At 60.8% G+C, this 16,227-nt stretch carries 11 protein-coding genes; 8 read left to right on the top strand and 3 right to left on the bottom strand.

Annotated elements, in window-relative coordinates; translation table 11 throughout:
* Positions 1-25: 25 nt before the first annotated feature.
* Together FHS09_RS00050 and can are read right to left on the bottom strand one after the other, a co-directional pair.
* Positions 26-1,663: an FAD-dependent oxidoreductase gene (locus FHS09_RS00050; RefSeq protein WP_183455508.1), complete on the bottom strand. Its 1,638-nt coding sequence runs from the start codon at positions 1,661-1,663 to the stop codon at positions 26-28.
* Positions 1,664-1,904: 241 nt separating this feature from the next.
* Entirely contained in the window at positions 1,905-2,561 is a 657-nt protein-coding gene (can, locus tag FHS09_RS00055) for a carbonate dehydratase (protein ID WP_183455509.1), read from the bottom strand.
* 404 nt (positions 2,562-2,965) lie between these two features.
* Here can and FHS09_RS00060 point away from each other — a divergent pair, with 404 nt between their 5' ends.
* Positions 2,966-3,463: a GNAT family N-acetyltransferase gene (locus FHS09_RS00060; RefSeq protein ID WP_183455510.1), complete on the top strand. Its 498-nt coding sequence runs from the start codon at positions 2,966-2,968 to the stop codon at positions 3,461-3,463.
* Between the two features lie 13 nt (positions 3,464-3,476).
* Complete coding sequence (locus tag FHS09_RS00065; protein WP_183455511.1) at positions 3,477-4,208, top strand: 4'-phosphopantetheinyl transferase superfamily protein; 732 nt, start codon at positions 3,477-3,479, stop codon at positions 4,206-4,208.
* Here the strand turns inward: FHS09_RS00065 and FHS09_RS00070 are convergent.
* On the bottom strand, positions 4,100-4,858 hold the full coding sequence (locus tag FHS09_RS00070) for a thioesterase II family protein (RefSeq protein WP_183455512.1): 759 nt from the start codon (positions 4,856-4,858) through the stop codon (positions 4,100-4,102). The two genes, FHS09_RS00065 and FHS09_RS00070, sit on opposite strands and share 109 nt — an antisense overlap.
* 86 nt (positions 4,859-4,944) lie before the next feature.
* On the opposite strand from FHS09_RS00070, the gene FHS09_RS00075 reads away from it, so the two are divergent.
* The 6 genes from FHS09_RS00075 (at position 4,945) to FHS09_RS00100 (ending at position 16,102) form a co-directional block, all read left to right on the top strand.
* A complete protein-coding gene (locus FHS09_RS00075; RefSeq protein WP_183455513.1) occupies positions 4,945-7,227 on the top strand; it encodes a TonB-dependent siderophore receptor in 2,283 nt (760 codons plus the stop codon).
* Between the two features lie 187 nt (positions 7,228-7,414).
* Complete coding sequence (locus FHS09_RS00080; RefSeq protein WP_183455514.1) at positions 7,415-8,224, top strand: ABC transporter ATP-binding protein; 810 nt, start codon at positions 7,415-7,417, stop codon at positions 8,222-8,224.
* On the top strand, positions 8,221-9,234 hold the full coding sequence (locus FHS09_RS00085) for an iron chelate uptake ABC transporter family permease subunit (RefSeq protein ID WP_221191702.1): 1,014 nt from the start codon (positions 8,221-8,223) through the stop codon (positions 9,232-9,234). The genes FHS09_RS00080 and FHS09_RS00085 overlap by 4 nt, the downstream gene beginning before the upstream one ends.
* Complete coding sequence (locus FHS09_RS00090) at positions 9,231-10,289, top strand: FecCD family ABC transporter permease (protein WP_183455515.1); 1,059 nt, start codon at positions 9,231-9,233, stop codon at positions 10,287-10,289. The genes FHS09_RS00085 and FHS09_RS00090 overlap by 4 nt, the downstream gene beginning before the upstream one ends.
* A 20-nt stretch (positions 10,290-10,309) precedes the next feature.
* Complete coding sequence (locus tag FHS09_RS00095; RefSeq protein WP_183455516.1) at positions 10,310-11,257, top strand: ABC transporter substrate-binding protein; 948 nt, start codon at positions 10,310-10,312, stop codon at positions 11,255-11,257.
* Positions 11,258-11,791: 534 nt separating this feature from the next.
* Positions 11,792-16,102, top strand: coding sequence for a putative Ig domain-containing protein (locus FHS09_RS00100; RefSeq protein ID WP_183455517.1), 4,311 nt, complete (start codon positions 11,792-11,794; stop codon positions 16,100-16,102).
* The last annotated feature ends 125 nt before the right edge of the window (positions 16,103-16,227 follow it).

The raw sequence follows: 16,227 nt of genomic DNA on the forward strand, positions 1-16,227 counted from the left end.
TATTGCATTGTTTGGGGCGTGGCCGCTAATCCATTAGCGGCGCGCACTCGGCAGTCAGTACGTCCCGGGCGGCGATGGCGCTGCCGGTCAGGACGAAGCCCAGCAGGCGGTTGCCGGCGTCGCGGAACTCCGCGCGCACGCCGTCCTCGCCGGCGTCGATCTGCCAATCGCCCTCGGCACCTCGGCGCGGGGGGCAGACCACGGTGGGGCGCAGGGTGGTTTTCACGGCCACGGGAATGGCGCCGTAGTGTACTTTGCTCCGATTCCCGGTGAGAGTGGCGGCCAGGGCGTGGGCACAGCTGACCAGGGGGGCCACGAAGTAGAGCAGGTGGCCGTCCACCTCGGCGCAGTCTCCGAGGGCGTAGATGTCGGGGTTGCTGGTCTGTAGGTGGCGGTCCACCAGGATACCGCGGTCCACCGCCAGGCCGGCGGCCTCGGCCAGGCCGGTATTGGCATGCAGACCCAGAGCGGCGAGGGCCAGGTCGGCGTGTAGGGTTTCACCGTTATCCAGCCGCGCGCGAAGCCCCCCGCCGTCGCGGGAAAGATCGGTGACGCGGGTGTTGCCGTGGAAACGGACACCGGCTGCCTCCAGGGTGCGCTGCAGGTCGCGCCCGGCGGCCTCCGGCAGCAGCGTGGCCAGGGGCCAGTCCAGCGGGTCCACCATCTCCACCTCGTAGCCGGCCTGGGTCAGGTCGTTGGCGAATTCGCAGCCGATCAGCCCGGCGCCCAGCAGCAGCACCCGCCGGCGCCCCACGAGGGCGGTGCGGAAGCGGTGGTAGTCTCCCAGGCTGTTGATGCGGAACAGGCGCGCGCGGCCGTCGCCGTCGATGGGGGGGAGGGGCCGGCAGCCGGCGCCGGTGGCCAGCACCAGTTTGCCGTAGCGCAGTTCCGCGCTGTGGCCGCCGCCTTCGGGTACCAGGGTGAGGACTCTGGGTTCCGCGTCGATGCCGGTGACACGGGTGTGCACAAGGATTTCCGCGTTCAATTCCCGCGCCATTTCCTCGGCGGAGGCGGTGGCCAGTTGCTGCGGGGTTTTGCCGTGGGCCAGGGAGGCGGAGAGCAGGGGCTTGGAGTAGGAGGTCCCGTCGTCGCCGGTGATCATTACCAGTGGTGTGTGACTGTCCAGTTTGCGGAATTCCTTTGCCAAGTGGTAGCCGGCGAGGCCGGTGCCGATGATCACCACGGGGTCTCCCTCTCTGGTGGCGCTTTCGGGGGTGGCCGCCGGCTGCGGCTCGGCCTCGTTCACCAGCACCATATCGAATTCTTCCTTGCTGACGCCGCACTGGGGGCAACACCAGTCATCGGGAATATCCTCCCAGCGGGTTCCGGGTGCTATGCCGTCTTCCGGCCAGCCCTTGGATTCATCGTACACCCAGCCGCACACCATACACTCCCAGATGCGATAGCCGGCGGCGGTCGCGGGGGCTTCGGCGGTTTCGGTTTGCAGGACGGGAGCGTTGATTTCAGGTTCTTCCCGGCGGGGCTCGGAGGCCACCGGCTGCATCTCGAATTCCGCCTTGGCGACGCCGCATTCCGGGCAGCACCAGTCGTCGGGAATATCCTCCCAGCGGGTGCCGGGCACTATGCCGTCCTCCGGCCAGCCCTTGGATTCGTCGTAGATCCAGCCACAAATCTGGCATTCCCAAACGCGGTAATCAGACATGTATCCCCCCGGCGCAACCTTCACACAAGCGAGCTTTAGAGTTCTGTGAGGCGCCCCCCGTCCTGGAGAGCCGATGAGTAGTTTGTGAACCTAAGGCCCGCGATAAAAAATCTGGCAGAGCCAGATTACCAATAAATCGGCCGGACATATTAGGAAAAATAAGCGAAAAAATCCTCCGGAGGACGTCGCAATAGTTGTTGCGCCTGTGCCTGGCGGCACTCTCCTGGCTCTCGATGCGGCTCTATTCGCTGTCGCGCTGGGCGATATTGGTCAGTGCGCTGTGGTAGATCTCGGCGATTTCACCGGGATGGGTGATGGAGATGCCCAGGTCGTGCACCAAACCGTCCTCGAGACCGTAGACCCAGCCGTTGACCGAGAGCGGCTGCTTGGCCTTCCAGGCATCGCGCACGATGGTGGTCTGGCACACGTGGATCACCTGCTCCAGCACGTTGAGCTCGCACAGCAGATCCATTCGCTCCCTCTGCTGGAAGAGGTCGATCAGGGTGTGGTGTTTATCGCGCACGTCCTGGATATGGCGCAGCCAGTTGTCGATCAGCCCCAGTTGCTGGTTATCCAGCGCCGCCTGCACGCCGCCGCAGCCGTAGTGGCCGCAGACGATAATGTGCTTGACCTTGAGAATCTCAACCGCGTATTGCACTACCGAGAGGCAGTTGAGGTCCGTGTGCACCACCACGTTGGCCACGTTGCGGTGCACGAAGAGTTCGCCGGGTAGAAGACCGACGATCTCATTGGCGGGCACGCGGCTGTCGGCGCAGCCGATCCACAGGTACTCCGGCGATTGCTGTTTCGACAGTTTGAGGAAGAAATCCGGTTTTTCCTGCCGGGTGGCGAGAGACCACTGCAAATTGTTCTCGATCAGGTGCTTGAGCGGGCGCAACGCGGTTTCCCCAACAATGACTGGATGCAATGGCACTAAGTTGAGACCTGGGCGGCCCTGCTACCGGGGGGCTTTTCGCATCAGGGTTATCGCTTAACTTCGTGTCAATTCATGACTGGATGTTCATTAGTGCGGCAGGATAGCCATTTTGTGGTCCCCGGCCAAGCGAATCCGTCCCGGTTTTGTTAATCTGCCACGAACAACAAGGGAGGGTTGATCGATGGCAAGGAGACATAGCCGTTTTCACCGACACCGCCGCCGCCTTTACCGGGCGGGTCCGCTGTCCCGGTTTCGGAAGCGGGTGCGCTGGTTGTTGGCACAGCGGGCGCGGGTTAGCAGTTACCGGCGGTTTTTTCCGGGGAGAAGCGATGCAATGGCGGGATGTGGAGAGCAGGAGAACAACAATGAGTGAAGTGGCGGCGCGGGTGCAGGTGGTGATGGCGGACTACCGCGATTCCCGGCAGGGGGAGGATATCCTGGCATTGATGGACGAATACGCGCGGGACCCTTTCGGCGGCGGCGAGCCCATGTCCGATTTTTGCCGCGAGCATTTGCTGGAGCGGTTGGCGGAATTCCCCGGCGCTTTCAGTGTGCTCGCCTACGACGGTGACCGGGCGCTGGGCCTGGTGAACTGCTTTATGGGATTTTCCACCTTTGCCTGCCGGCCATTGGTGAATATTCACGATGTGGTGGTAAGTGCCGCGGCGCGGGGGGCGGGAGTCTGCACCGCGATGCTGGATTTTGTCGCCCGCGAGGCGAAAAGCCGCGGTTGCTGCAAGTTGACCCTGGAGGTGCTGGAAAAGAACCTACCCGCGCAGACCGCTTACCGCAGGTCCGGCTTCAAGCCCTATGCGCTGGATGAGGAACTGGGCACGGCGCAGTTCTGGCAGCGCTATATTTAAAAGAGTTTTTCCTGTGCTCGATATCTGGTTCACCCGCGAATTCCCCGATTTGCCCCCCTGCCTGAGCCGCGAGGAGCGCGAGCGCAGTGAGCGGTTCCTGCGGGAGGTGGATCGGCGCACCTTTGTGCAGGCGCACACTTTCAAGCGCCTGTTGATCAGCCATTACGATGCCACCACCGCCCCCGGGGACTGGCGCTTTGCCCGCTCGCCGCACGGAAAACCCAGCATAGATCCCGTCCACCGGTATCAATTCAACCTCAGCCACAGCGGGTCCTGCCTGGCGGTGGCGCTGGCGGATTTTCCGGTGGGGGTGGATATCGAGCGGCAGCGGGAGCTGAATGACGGCGAAGCCCTGGCCGCGGAGGTTTTTCACCCGCGGGAGCGGCAGTGGCTGGCGGGGCAGGGGTGTTTTCACACTGCCTTTTTTCGCCTGTGGACGGTGAAGGAGGCCATCCTCAAGGCGCTGGGTACCGGATTTTCCACCCCCCCGGCCAGTTTCTGCTGCGAGATATTGTCGGACGAATTCGCGTCCGCCACAGTGAATGGAAGCCGCTGGCACTGCTGGAGCCGCCAGGGGGGCGACTTTCACTTGAGCGTTGCCGCTCCGCTAGAGCCCCATTGCGGCGTGCGCTATTTTCAGGTGCACGGCGAGCCGACGGTCTCCCCGGTTTCCGCTGCCGAAACCTCCGATCCATCGGTGAGCAGCCTGTTGAGGTATTCCAGCACTGCGGACTGGTGCTCCTGAAGATAGAAGTGTCCCCCCTCGAATAACTCCAGGCTGAAATCGCTGCGGGTGTGGGTGCTCCAGGCCCGCATATTTTCCACCGAAGTGCCGCTGTCCTCCCGGCCCCCCAGCGCGTAAATAGGGCAGTCCAGCGGCAACCCCCGCCGGAAGTGGTAGTTCTCGTAGAGACGAAGATCCGCGCGCAGCACCGGCAGCAGCAGTTCCAGCATTTCCGGCATTTGCAGCGCGGCCTCGGGAGTGCCCCCGAGTTCGCGGAGAAATTCAATCAGTTCACTGTCCGGCGCGTCGTGCAGGCGGCGGGGAGGGACGGGGAGTTCCGGCGAGCGGCGCGCGGAGACAATCAGCGCCCGAGCCGGTGGATGGCCCAGCTCCCGCAGCTGGCACGCCGTTTCAAACGCGATAACGGCGCCGAGGCTGTGCCCAAAAAGCGCGTAGTGCGAAGCGCCCTGCGCGCGCACCCGCCGGGCCATCTCCGCCGCCAGCCCATCCACCGTCGTCGCGAAGGGATCGCCAAACCGGGTGCCGCGGCCAGGATATTCCAGCGGAATCAGTTCGATTCCCCCGCCGAGCAATGTTCGCCAGGGACGGTACATGGCGGAGGATGCGCCGGCGCAGGGGAGGCAGAAGAGGGACAGGAGGGAATGCGTCATTTCTTAATGATAAGTATTATCATTAAACGTATCAAATGGTAGTATTTCGCACCTCAGAAAAAGAACCGACTAAGGAACCAGGTGCTATGGGCCATACGAACAAGAACCGGCGGCTGATTTGGGGCGGAAGCCGGATGCTTTGCGCCGGTATCGCCATGGCGGCTCAGTTGCCAGCCCTCGCAGCGGAAGCCGAGGAATCCTCCGAAAGAATAGAGACGGTGGCGGTGTACGGCACCGATATGAGCAACTACGTGTTCGACAAATCCGAGGCCGCCACCGGTTTCGATGCGGATACCGACGAACTGCCGCGCTCGGTACAGGTGATCCCGGAACAGGTGATCCTGGACCAGAACGCCAGGAACCTGAACGACGTGCTGCGCAACGTCGCCGGTGTAACCCGCGCTCACGGCTTCGGCGGCGCCGAGGACGAGTTTCTGATTCGCGGCATCGCCAACAACCACCTGTTCGTGGATGGCAACCCGGTCAGCGCCCGCTACCAGATCGACGTCTCCAATATCGCGCAGGTGGAAGTAGTCAAGGGCCCCGCCTCCATCCTCCACGGGCAGGTCAGCCCCGGCGGTATTATCAACGTGGTCACCAAAAAGCCCCGGGCCCAGAACGCCACTTCCGTGCAGCTCGATCTCAACGAGCACGGCGGCCGGGAGCTGACACTGGACAGCAGCGGCCGGCTCGGCTCCGACAGGCTTCTCTACAGAACCGTGGTCGCGGTCGAGGACTCGGAGACCTTCCGCGAAGTCAACACCACCGACGGCACCGAAGCGACCAGCATCGAGCGGTTGAGCATTTCCCCGTCGCTCACCTGGATGCCCACGGAGCGGGACGAAGTTACCTTCCGGATCAGCCTGAACGATCAGCAAGTGCCCATCGACCGCGGCACTGTCGCGGTGGAAAACGAAAACGGCGAACTGGAAATCGCCGATATCCCGCGGGAGCGGCGCCTGGGCAGCGAATTCGATATCCGCGACAGCCGCGACCTGCTGGTGCAGATGGATTACGACCACTACTTCAATAACGGCTGGACCAACCGCTTCAAGATCGGTGCCTTCGAGAAAAAATTCGACGACTACCAAGCCCGCCCGGCGGCGGGATTGAACCCCGGGCTGACCACCCGCGCGGTGCAGAAAAACAACGGCCTGCTGGCGCGCACCCACGATGGCAACCTGGACGTTACCGAAAAAGATTTCTTTGTCTCCAACAGCCTCAGCGGCACCTTTGAACTCGGCGGTGTGGACAACAATCTTTACGTGGGCGCCAACTACTACCGCCGCGGCGTAGACCACACCGACGGCCTCGCGCTGACCGGAGCCGGCATCCCCGGCATTTACACCTACGGCGTGGACGTCATCGATATCTATGCGGACGAGCAGCTCGCGCTGGCGGCGCCGAAAACCCAGACGGAAATCAGCCGCAACGACGAAGTGACCCAGGAGGCCGGCCTGTCGGTACAAAACCTGGCGCAGCTCACCGAGCGCCTAAACCTGCTCGCCGGCCTGCGCTACGACTACTTCGAGCGCGAGGCCGAGCAGACCGCCTACTACACCGCGCTGAGCGCCGTCGCTTTCGTGGAAAATGCGACGCCGGAAAAACGCGAGGAATCCGACCACAACCACAATCTCAGCGGCCAGCTCGGTGTTCTCTATGAAGTGGTACCGGGTGTATCCGCCTATGGCGCCTACAGTGAATCCTTCCAGCCCAACTACACCGACATTACCGCCGGCGTGACCTCTCCGGACAACCTCGATCCGGAAAAGGCCAAGCAGGTGGAACTGGGCATCAAGAGCCAGTTGTTCGACGACCGCGTGCGCCTGTCACTGGCCTGGTATGACCTCAACCGGCACAACGTGGCCAAGGCGGAAAACCTGCAGCTGCGCCTGAACGGTGAGGAGGACAGCCGCGGTATCGAACTGGAGGGATCGGTGCAGGTCGTCGACGGCATGAACCTGATCTTCAGCTACGCCCGCGTGGATGCCGAAATCATCGACGACGGCGAAGAGAGCCGGGACAACGAGGGTAACACTCCCTACGGCGTTCCCGAGGATTCCGCACGGCTGTGGGGTACCTACGAATTTGTCGACGGCCGCCTGCGCGGCCTCGGCCTGGGTGCGGGCGCGGTCTATACCGGCAGCCGCCAGGGGGACGACGCCAACACCTGGAAGCTGCCCTCCTACACGGTTTTCGACCTGGCCGCGTGGTACTACCTGCCGGTTTCGAGTGACTCGCAGGTCAAACTGCAGGCGGGGATCAAGAACCTCACCGACAAGGAATATTACCCGGCGAACCTCAACGCTTTCCGCATCAATGTCGGCGAGCCGAGGACGGTGTATGCCAGCGTGCGGTATGAGCTGTAAAAAATAATCCCTTCGCGGGATGGCACTGAATTGAGGACATGCCCTGTAGGAGCGGCGGGGCGGGGTCGTATTATCCGGATACCTCGATTCGGTCCCATTCGATCCCACCCCTGTGGTATAACCTGTCGCTGGAAAAAGCTGCGCCACCTTCGGGTGGCGCGGCAGTTTTATCAGGGGAGCCAGCCAGTTGCTAAACGCCAGAGGCATCAGTGTCCGTTTCGGAACCCAGCGTGTACTCGACGGCATCGACCTGTCGATACCCGCCGGCCGTTTCTCCGCGCTGGTCGGCGCCAACGGCAGTGGCAAGACAACCCTGCTCAACGTGCTGGCGCAACTGGTGAAGCCCGACAGCGGCAGCGTCTCCCTCGGCACTGACCCACTCGCCGGCCTCTCCCGTCGGGATATCGCCCGCCGCATCGGCCTACTGCCGCAGATTACCGGCACCCCCGTCGGCCTCACCGTCGGGGAACTGGTGATGCAGGGGCGCTACCCCTGGCAGAACTGGTGGCGGCAGTGGTCGGACGAAGACCAGCGCGCGGTGGATGCCGCCGTGGCCCTGACCGATATCGGACACTTGCTGCAACGGCCCCTGACGGAACTGTCCGGCGGCCAGCGCCAGCGCTGCTGGATCGCCATGACCCTGGCCCAGGACACCCCGGTGCTGCTGCTGGACGAACCCACCACCTACCTGGATATCGCCCACCAGGTGGAACTGCTGCAACTGGCGGCGGACCTGGCCACCCGCGGCAAGACCGTAGTGGCGGTGCTGCACGACCTGAACCAGGCAGCCTGCTACGCCGACCACCTGATCATGCTCCGGGACGGCGGCATCCACGCCGAGGGCGAGCCAGCCTCGGTTTTCACCGCCGACAACCTGGAAGCTGTGTTCGGCTTCAGGGCGCATATCATTCGCGACCCGCACTCCGGCAACCCCCTCTGCGTGCCGCGCACGGAATCCGCCGAACTGGAACTGGTATCGCGGGAGGCCAGATTGTGAGCGACGCGGCCGAGCTGTCGCCGGCGCGCCGGCCCTGGCTGTCGTTCGCCGGCCTGGGCCTGCTCGGCCTAGTGCTGCTGTTCACCGCCTTCCTGCACCTGGGGCTGGGGGCCAAGGCCCTGGACTGGACCACCACCTGGCAGGCCCTGTCCCAATACGACCCAACCAACCTCGACCACGCCGTGGTGCGCGACAGCCGCCTGGCGCGGCTGCTGGTGGCCGTGGTGGTAGGGGCGGCGCTGGCGGTCGCCGGCGTGCTGATCCAGGCAATCACTGACAACCCCCTGGCGGACCCCGGCATACTCGGCATCAACGGCGGCGCCGCCTTCTTTGTGGTGGCGGGCTTGCTGATGGTGCCCGGAACCGATTTCGCCTATCTCCCCTGGTACGCCTTCTTGGGCGCGGTCTCCGCCGCGGTGATAGTGGCACTGCTGGGCGGCCGCGCCCACAATCCGGTGCGGCTCACCCTCGCCGGGGCCGCGGTGGCCGCGCTCTTCTCGGCGATGACCGCCACCGTCCTGCTGCTGGACCAGCAGGGGCTGGAAAAGCTGCGCCACTGGCTCACCGGCGCCATCGGCGCCGCCGACGTAAGCAAACTCCTGCAGGTAACTCCCTACCTGGTAATCGGCCTGCTGCTGGCCCTGTCCCAGGTGCGCTCGCTGGACGCTCACCGTCTGGGAGCGCGGGCTGCCGCTGGGCTGGGGGTCAATATCCTGCGGCTGAAGGTGGTGGGGCTGGTGGCGGTGGTGCTGCTGTCTGGCAGTGTGGTGGCCGTGGCCGGCCCCATCGGTTTCGTGGGGCTGGTAGTGCCCCACGCGGTGCGCCTGGTGGTGAGCGCCGACTACCGCTGGATACTCGGTTACTCGGTAATTGTGGGGGCCCTGCTGGTGGTACTGGCCGACCTGCTGGCCCGGGTTGCGGTGCGGCCTTACGAGATCAATACCGGCATAGTCACCGCGATGATCGGCGGGCCCCTATTTATCGCCCTGGTGATCAGGAGGGTGAAATGAGGTGGGCCGCCCCGGCGGCGCTGCGCCTCGGGGAATTTTCCCTGCGCTTCCGTCCCTTGGACCTGGGCTGGATTTTGTTGACTACCTTGGGGCTCTTCGCCGCTGTATTGGCCGCGGCGACCATAGGCAGCTTTCCCCTGGGATGGCAGCAGGTCTGGGCAGGCCTGTGGCAACCGTCCGGTTCCGGTGAAGGTGCGATGGCACACCAGGTGCTCTGGCAGTTGCGTATGCCGCGTATCCTCGCCGCCATGCTGGTGGGGGCCTGCCTTTCCCTGGCGGGAGTGATACTGCAGTCGCTTACCCGCAACGCCCTGGCGGCCCCGGGGCTGATCGGCGTGGAGGCCGGCGGCAGTGTCACCATGCTGATGTCCCTGGTGCTGTTTCCCGGCTTGGTGCCCGTCTATCTACTGCCGCTGACCGCACTGGCCGGTGGCCTGGTGGTGGCGGTGTTCATCCTGATGCTGGCCCTGCGGGGGGATTTCTCGCCGCTGCGCCTCATCCTGGTGGGAATAGGGACGACCGCCATGTTGCAGGCTGTCTCCGAGTTGCTGCTCACCTACGGGGATATCGACCGGGTGGAGTCGGCATTGATGTGGCTCGGGGGGAGCCTGCACAAGGTCACCTGGACCGAGGTGCGGGTGCTGGCGCTTTGGTTCCTGCTCGCAGGGGTGCCGGCGATGTTCGCCTTCCGCCAGCTCAACCTGTTGCAGCTGGGGCCGGCGGTGGCCTCCAGCCGCGGCCTCTCCCAGCGCCGCACTTTGGCTGTTCTGCTGCTGGCCAGTGTGATGCTCACCTCCAGCGCTGTGGCCACCGCGGGTACCATGGTATTCGTGGGCCTGATCGGGCCGCACCTGGCCCGGCAGTGCTGCGGGGACCGCCACGGCATACTGCTGCCGCTGGCCGCGCTCAGCGGTGCGCTGTTGGTGCTGATCGGGGATACCCTGGGGCGCTGGGTATTCGCGCCGCTGCAATTGCCCGCGGGGCTGGTGGTCGCGATAGTGGGCGCCCCCTATTTTATTTTTCTGATAGCCCGCCGCCGGGAATTTGCGAACTGAATAAGAAGTAGGAGAAAGCGATGTCCTGGAATAAAACCCTGTTGCTGCTGCTGGTAATGGCCTTTGGCGTTGTTGCCCAGGCGGCGGAGACCCGTGTGTTCAAAAATCGTTTCGGCGAAGTAAAAGTGCCGAAAAACCCCCGCTGCGTGGTATCGCTGCACGACTTCAGCCTCACCGTGCAGCTGATGGAACTGGGCGTCAAACCCTGCGGCTCCACCGGCCGCAAAAAGCTGATGTCCGAGCCGCTGTTCCGCGGCGTCGAGCACCGCTTCGACGTCTCCGGTATTCAGTACGTGGGCGGCCACAAGTCGCCGGACCTGGAGGCCATCGCCGCACTCAAGCCGGACCTGATTCTCGGCCTTTCCTACCATCGGGAACTGAAGCCGATACTCTCGGCCATAGCGCCGGTGGTGATACTCCCGGTACAGGAAGAGGGCATCAAGAAATACGCCGGGCAACTGGCCGACCTGGTCGGCCGCCGGGGCAGCTACCAGGACCAGCTCAAACAGTACCGCTGGATGCTGGAAGAATTCCATCGCCTGGTGCCAAACCCCGATTCCATCACCGTAACCACCCTGGAAATCTACGAAGACAATTTTCAACTGATCGGCCGCGGCGGTATAGACGAAGCCATCCGCGACCTGGGCCTGGGTCATCCCAAGGCCTACAAAAAAGCCCGCTTCCACGTCCCCTACAGCCTGGAGCGCGTGGGGGATTTCGATGCGGACTTTATCATCGACACCTACGAACCCCTGCTCAACACCCGACAGCAGACCGCATCTTTCCGCGAATCCGCCCAATGGCGTCAACTATTCGCCGTCCGCCACGGCCAGTTCCTCTATTTCAATCGCAGCCGCTACGGCGAATCCATGGGCGGACTGCTGGGCACCGCCTCACTGTTGCTCTCTCATATCGCAGAGCGGGATAGGGTTTCCCGGGCCGAGGAGATCCGGGCGAAGGTGCGCTGAAAATATCTCTCCTGCCCGAATCTCGAAAGATTAGCTCCCCTCTCCCGCTTTCGGGAGAGGGGTTGGGGGAGAGGGCTAGCTTGTAAGATGGGCAAAGGAGCGTAGCGACGTGCCCACCAAAGACCGAAGTCGATAGGCATTTCAAGACAGTTTTTGTAGGGCGGTAAATTCTCCCGGAAGGTTGTTCTAGGTGCAAACGATGAGGAGAGCGGGTTCATGAGCCCCCGCCCTATCCGGATTACAAGTATAAATATTTCGCTTCTAAAGCTATAGACAAATATGAGTTCGGCACCAATTGAGATATGATAGGCAACGCCTACAGGGAGGCAGCTTATGCCGAATTTCATTCCCCACAACTATGACCAAGTGGCGATGATTGCTATTAACCTTCGCGATCAATACAGCTCGGTGTCCTTGAATAGGCTGTATAGCAGCTGATCCTTACCTGACAAGGTTGATCGTGCCTACTGCATTTTATGTTCGCCATCTTTTCTACGGCGTACTCGAGAATAACAAGCTACAAAGGGATTTATTATGTATCTCCGCCACAAGTTGATTCTTTCTATTGCCGTTTTGTCCTCGTTCCTCAGTTTCAACGCAAAAGCCATCATTGTTGAATCGGATAACTTTGAAAGCGGGTTTGGCTCTTGGTCCAACGTCAGCAATGGCGATAACAAAGACTGGAGTCGCGATTCCGGTGGCACAACCTCCTCTGGTACGGGCCCGTCCGGTGGGGCAGGGGGTAGCTCGTATTACGTTTACCTGGAGACATCCTCAGGCTTCGCTTATACGGCGGGCGACACAGCCATACTTCAGAGCCCAGCCATCAATGCAAGCGATATTCACCTAAGCTTTGATTACCACATGTTTGGGGCAGATATGGGTACCCTGGCTGTGGACGTGCTGTCGGGGGGGAGTTGGGTCAACAATGTCTGGATTGTTTCAGGCCAACAGCAAACCAGCAACACCGCCCAGTACGCTTCCGCGGACATTGATTTGAGTGCTTATTCAGTTTCCCAGCTTCGCTTTCGCGCCACGGCGGCCGGTGGATACTGGGGCGATATGGCCCTCGATAATATTGAAATAGCAAGCCTTCCCAGTGGGCCCGTTGCCCCTGCCTTTGTGAGTGATCCCTTGACCAAAGCGGATGCCTATCAGGATCAAAGCTACAGCGGGAGCATCAGCGTGGATGCGAGCGACGGCAATGGGGATCCTTTGACTTTCAGCAAAGTCTCCGGGCCTTCGTGGCTGCAGGTGGGTAGCGATGGTTCGCTCAGCGGCACGCCGTCGAGTAGTGATGTAGGAGATAACTCCTTCGTCGTACAAGCTTCCGACGGCAGCCTGTCCAGCACGGCGACTTTAACGATCACGGTTAATGATGATTCTACCCCCATTTTGCTGAGCAGCAGCGACTTCGAGTCCGGTATGGGCGAATGGGCAAATATCACAGGTGTCGACAACAAAGACTGGACCCTCCATTCAGGCGGCACGCCTTCGAGCGGTACGGGTCCGTCCAGTGGCGCCGGCAGCAGCACTTACTACCTCTATCTGGAGACCTCGTCGGGCTCTGCCTATACCGCAGATGATACAGCGATATTGCAAGGACCTGCTATTTCCGCAGGCGGTATTCACCTGAAGTTCGACTACCACATGTATGGGGCGAACACGGGCACCCTGGCCGTGGACGTGTTGTCCGGCGGAAGCTGGATCCAGGATGTATGGACCATTTCCGGCCAGCAGCAAACCAGCAACACTGCCCAGTACGCTTCCGCGGACATTGATTTGAGTGCTTATTCGGTTTCCCAGCTTCGCTTTCGCGCCACGGCGGCCGGTGGATACTGGGGCGATATGGCCCTCGATAATATTGAAATAGCAAGCCTTCCCAGTGGGCCCGTTGCCCCTGCCTTTGTGAGTGATCCCTTGACCAAAGCGGATGCCTATCAGGATCAAAGCTACAGCGGGAGCATCAGCGTGGATGCGAGCGACGGCAATGGGGATCCTTTGACTTTCAGCAAAGTCTCCGGGCCTTCGTGGCTGCAGGTGGGTAGCGATGGTTCGCTCAGCGGCACGCCGTCGAGTAGCGATGTAGGAGATAACTCCTTCGTCGTACAAGCTTCCGACGGCAGCCTGTCCAGCACGGCAACGATGACAATCACCGTCCAGGACGGTTCCGCGCCCATCATCCTGAGCAGCAGCAACTTCGAGTCCAATATGGGCGACTGGGCTAACGTTGTGGGGGCCGACAACAAAGACTGGACCCGTCACTCAGGCACCACACCTTCGAGCGGTACGGGCCCATCCACCGGTGCCGCTAGTAGCACCTATTATCTCTATCTGGAGACCTCGTCAGGCTTCGCCTACACCGCAGGTGACACAGCCATACTTCAGAGTGCGCCCCTGTCCGCGAGCAACGTGCACGTGAAATTCGACTACCACATGTACGGATCAGACATGGGCGCGCTGGCCGTGGACGTGCTTTCGGGCGGGAACTGGATCAATGATGTGTGGACCATAGCCGGCCAACAACACTCTAGCAATGATTCGCTTTACGTGTCTGCCGATATCGACCTAAGTGCTTACTCGGTGTCCCAGCTGCGTTTGCGCGCTACAGCAGTTGGTGGATATTTGGGTGATATGGCCATCGACAATCTGGAGATCTATAGCCTCAACCTCAACGCCATTGATACGGATGGCGACGGCGTAGTGGATGCGAACGATCAGTGTCCGGCAACACCGTCGGGGAAACTCGTGGACGGGAACGGTTGTGCAGCGTCACAACGGGATTCGGACAACGACGGCTATTTTGATGACGTCGATGTATTTCCTTACGATCCAAGTGAGTGGTCTGACTCGGATCTGGACGGCATTGGTGACAATGCGGATGCCGATGACGACAACGATGGTGTCGACGACTCAGTTGATGCCTTTCCGTACGACGCAGGTGAGTGGCAAGATACCGATGGCGACGGCATTGGTAACAATAGCGATTCCGATGATGACGGGGATGGCTTGACGGATGCTGACGAATTATCGGTGTATTTCACTGATCCACTACTGCGTGATACCGACGGCGACGGTATGGATGACGGCTGGGAAGTACAGCACGGTCTAAATCCCACTCTGGACGATGCCGAGGATGATTTGGATGGGGACGGTTATAGCAACCTTGAGGAGTTTGCTTCAGGCTCGGATCCTGTAGATGCGTCTAGCATACCGCTTAGTCCCATCAGCGGTCTGTCCCTGAGCACAAACTCCAGCTGCGCAATTGTGGACAACCAGATCACCTGCTGGGGCTTGAATACCTATCTACCCGTACCGAGCCACTTGAGTGCTGCCGAGCAGGTGGCACATACCAATAATGGATTCTGTGCGCTGCAAGGTAACAATGTGACTTGCTGGGGGGAAAGCTACCTATCTCTGGTTACCGACATTCAGACGACGCCCATAGACGATGCTGTGGAATTGTCTGTTGCCACATTGGGGGGCACGGGCTGTGTTATTACTCTGGCCGGAGATGTGAGATGCTGGGGCAGTGCCAGCTACAACGTGAATCTTCCGCCGAACACCCTGAGCAACGTACAAAAGATTGACATGCTTCAGTACCATGCTTGCAGCCACGACCGCGCCAATGTCGAATGCTGGGGTCGCAATGACCACTTCCAAAGCGACGTTCCCATTGATCTGGATTTACCCCTCGACATAGCCGTTGGCGGTCTGCATACCTGCGTGTTGCAGGTAGACCACCAAGTTCGATGCTGGGGAGATAATAGCCAAGGGCAGACCAGCGTTCCGCTCGGCCTGGGCAACGTGGTGAGCATTGATGCGGGTTATTACCATACATGTGCGCTGAACGATGTAGGTGATGTAAAGTGCTGGGGTAGCAACAGCAACGGTCAGCAGGCCGTTCCTGCAAACTTGACCGGGGTTTCGGAAATTATCAGTGGTCCTTACAATGTATGTGCAACTGCAAACGGACAAGCTGTGTGCTGGGGCAAGAATGACTATGGGCAATCATCGATCTGGTACAACCTGGCCGACTTTGACGTTGGAGAGGATCACGTCTGTGGAATTAATGGCGACCAGGTCATGTGCTTTGGCACGACTATTAACGAACCAACCCTTTTAGATATACCGCAAGACATTAATTCGCCGAAAGTGATAGGTCTTGGCCGGTACCATTCCTGTGTTTGGGCAGACAGTGGTATGCACTGCTGGGGTAGATCGACGAATAATTTGAATCCCCCAGGAACTCTCAGTAGCGTGACAGAGATCCAAGCAGACTCCTACCAAACCTGTGCAATCGATAACGGCAGTGTGGTTTGCTGGGGAAGTAACAACCATGGGCTTTTAAATGTGCCGACCAACCTAAATCAGCCGAGGCTGTTATCAGCGGGGCAAGCTCATAACTGCGTGATCGATGGCGCGACTTCAAGATGTTGGGGGGACAACTACTACGATCAGTCTACCCCGCGCTATAACCTGCTAAACCCAACCGCGATTGCTGCGGGCGGAATGTATCCCTATCCCAACAGTTCAGATTCAGGGCATACCTGTCTTGCTGACGATATCGGTGTGCAGTGCTGGGGTTCCAGCAAGGGTGGAGTTCTGAATGTACCTTCCAATCTGAATGACGTGATTGAACTGCACGCCGGATGGGGAACATCCTGCGCGTTGCAGTCCAGCGGCGTTGTGACATGCTGGGGAGATATGGTTAGTCAGCAAAGTCTCCAGCACATCAATACTGGCGCGATTAGCCAAATGAAAGGTCACCACTCGCAAGTCTGCGCGCGTGGTCCTCAGGCGCTAAGATGCACAAAGGGAGAGGGTGCGTTGCTGATCGACTAGGTAGAACACAGTTTTCTCTAGCAGCGTGGACATGGATGTCCTTCCCATAGGGAATTTCACAAGCGGCAGGAGGGGATATTTGATAAGACACCCACCTCCTCACCTAAGTCCACCGTGCGGCGAGC

The sequence above is a fragment of the Microbulbifer rhizosphaerae genome, from assembly GCF_014191725.1.
GTDB lineage: Bacteria > Pseudomonadota > Gammaproteobacteria > Pseudomonadales > Cellvibrionaceae > Microbulbifer > Microbulbifer rhizosphaerae.

Coding starts and splice junctions, on each gene's coding strand:
- FHS09_RS00070 (WP_183455512.1), bottom strand. CDS start 4,858: ATGACGCATTCCCTCCTGTCCCTCTTCTGCCTCCCCTGCGCCGGCGCA.
- FHS09_RS00060 (WP_183455510.1), top strand. CDS start 2,966: ATGAGTGAAGTGGCGGCGCGGGTGCAGGTGGTGATGGCGGACTACCGC.
- FHS09_RS00075 (WP_183455513.1), top strand. CDS start 4,945: ATGGGCCATACGAACAAGAACCGGCGGCTGATTTGGGGCGGAAGCCGG.
- FHS09_RS00100 (WP_183455517.1), top strand. CDS start 11,792: ATGTATCTCCGCCACAAGTTGATTCTTTCTATTGCCGTTTTGTCCTCG.
- FHS09_RS00095 (WP_183455516.1), top strand. CDS start 10,310: ATGTCCTGGAATAAAACCCTGTTGCTGCTGCTGGTAATGGCCTTTGGC.
- FHS09_RS00090 (WP_183455515.1), top strand. CDS start 9,231: ATGAGGTGGGCCGCCCCGGCGGCGCTGCGCCTCGGGGAATTTTCCCTG.
- FHS09_RS00050 (WP_183455508.1), bottom strand. CDS start 1,663: ATGTCTGATTACCGCGTTTGGGAATGCCAGATTTGTGGCTGGATCTAC.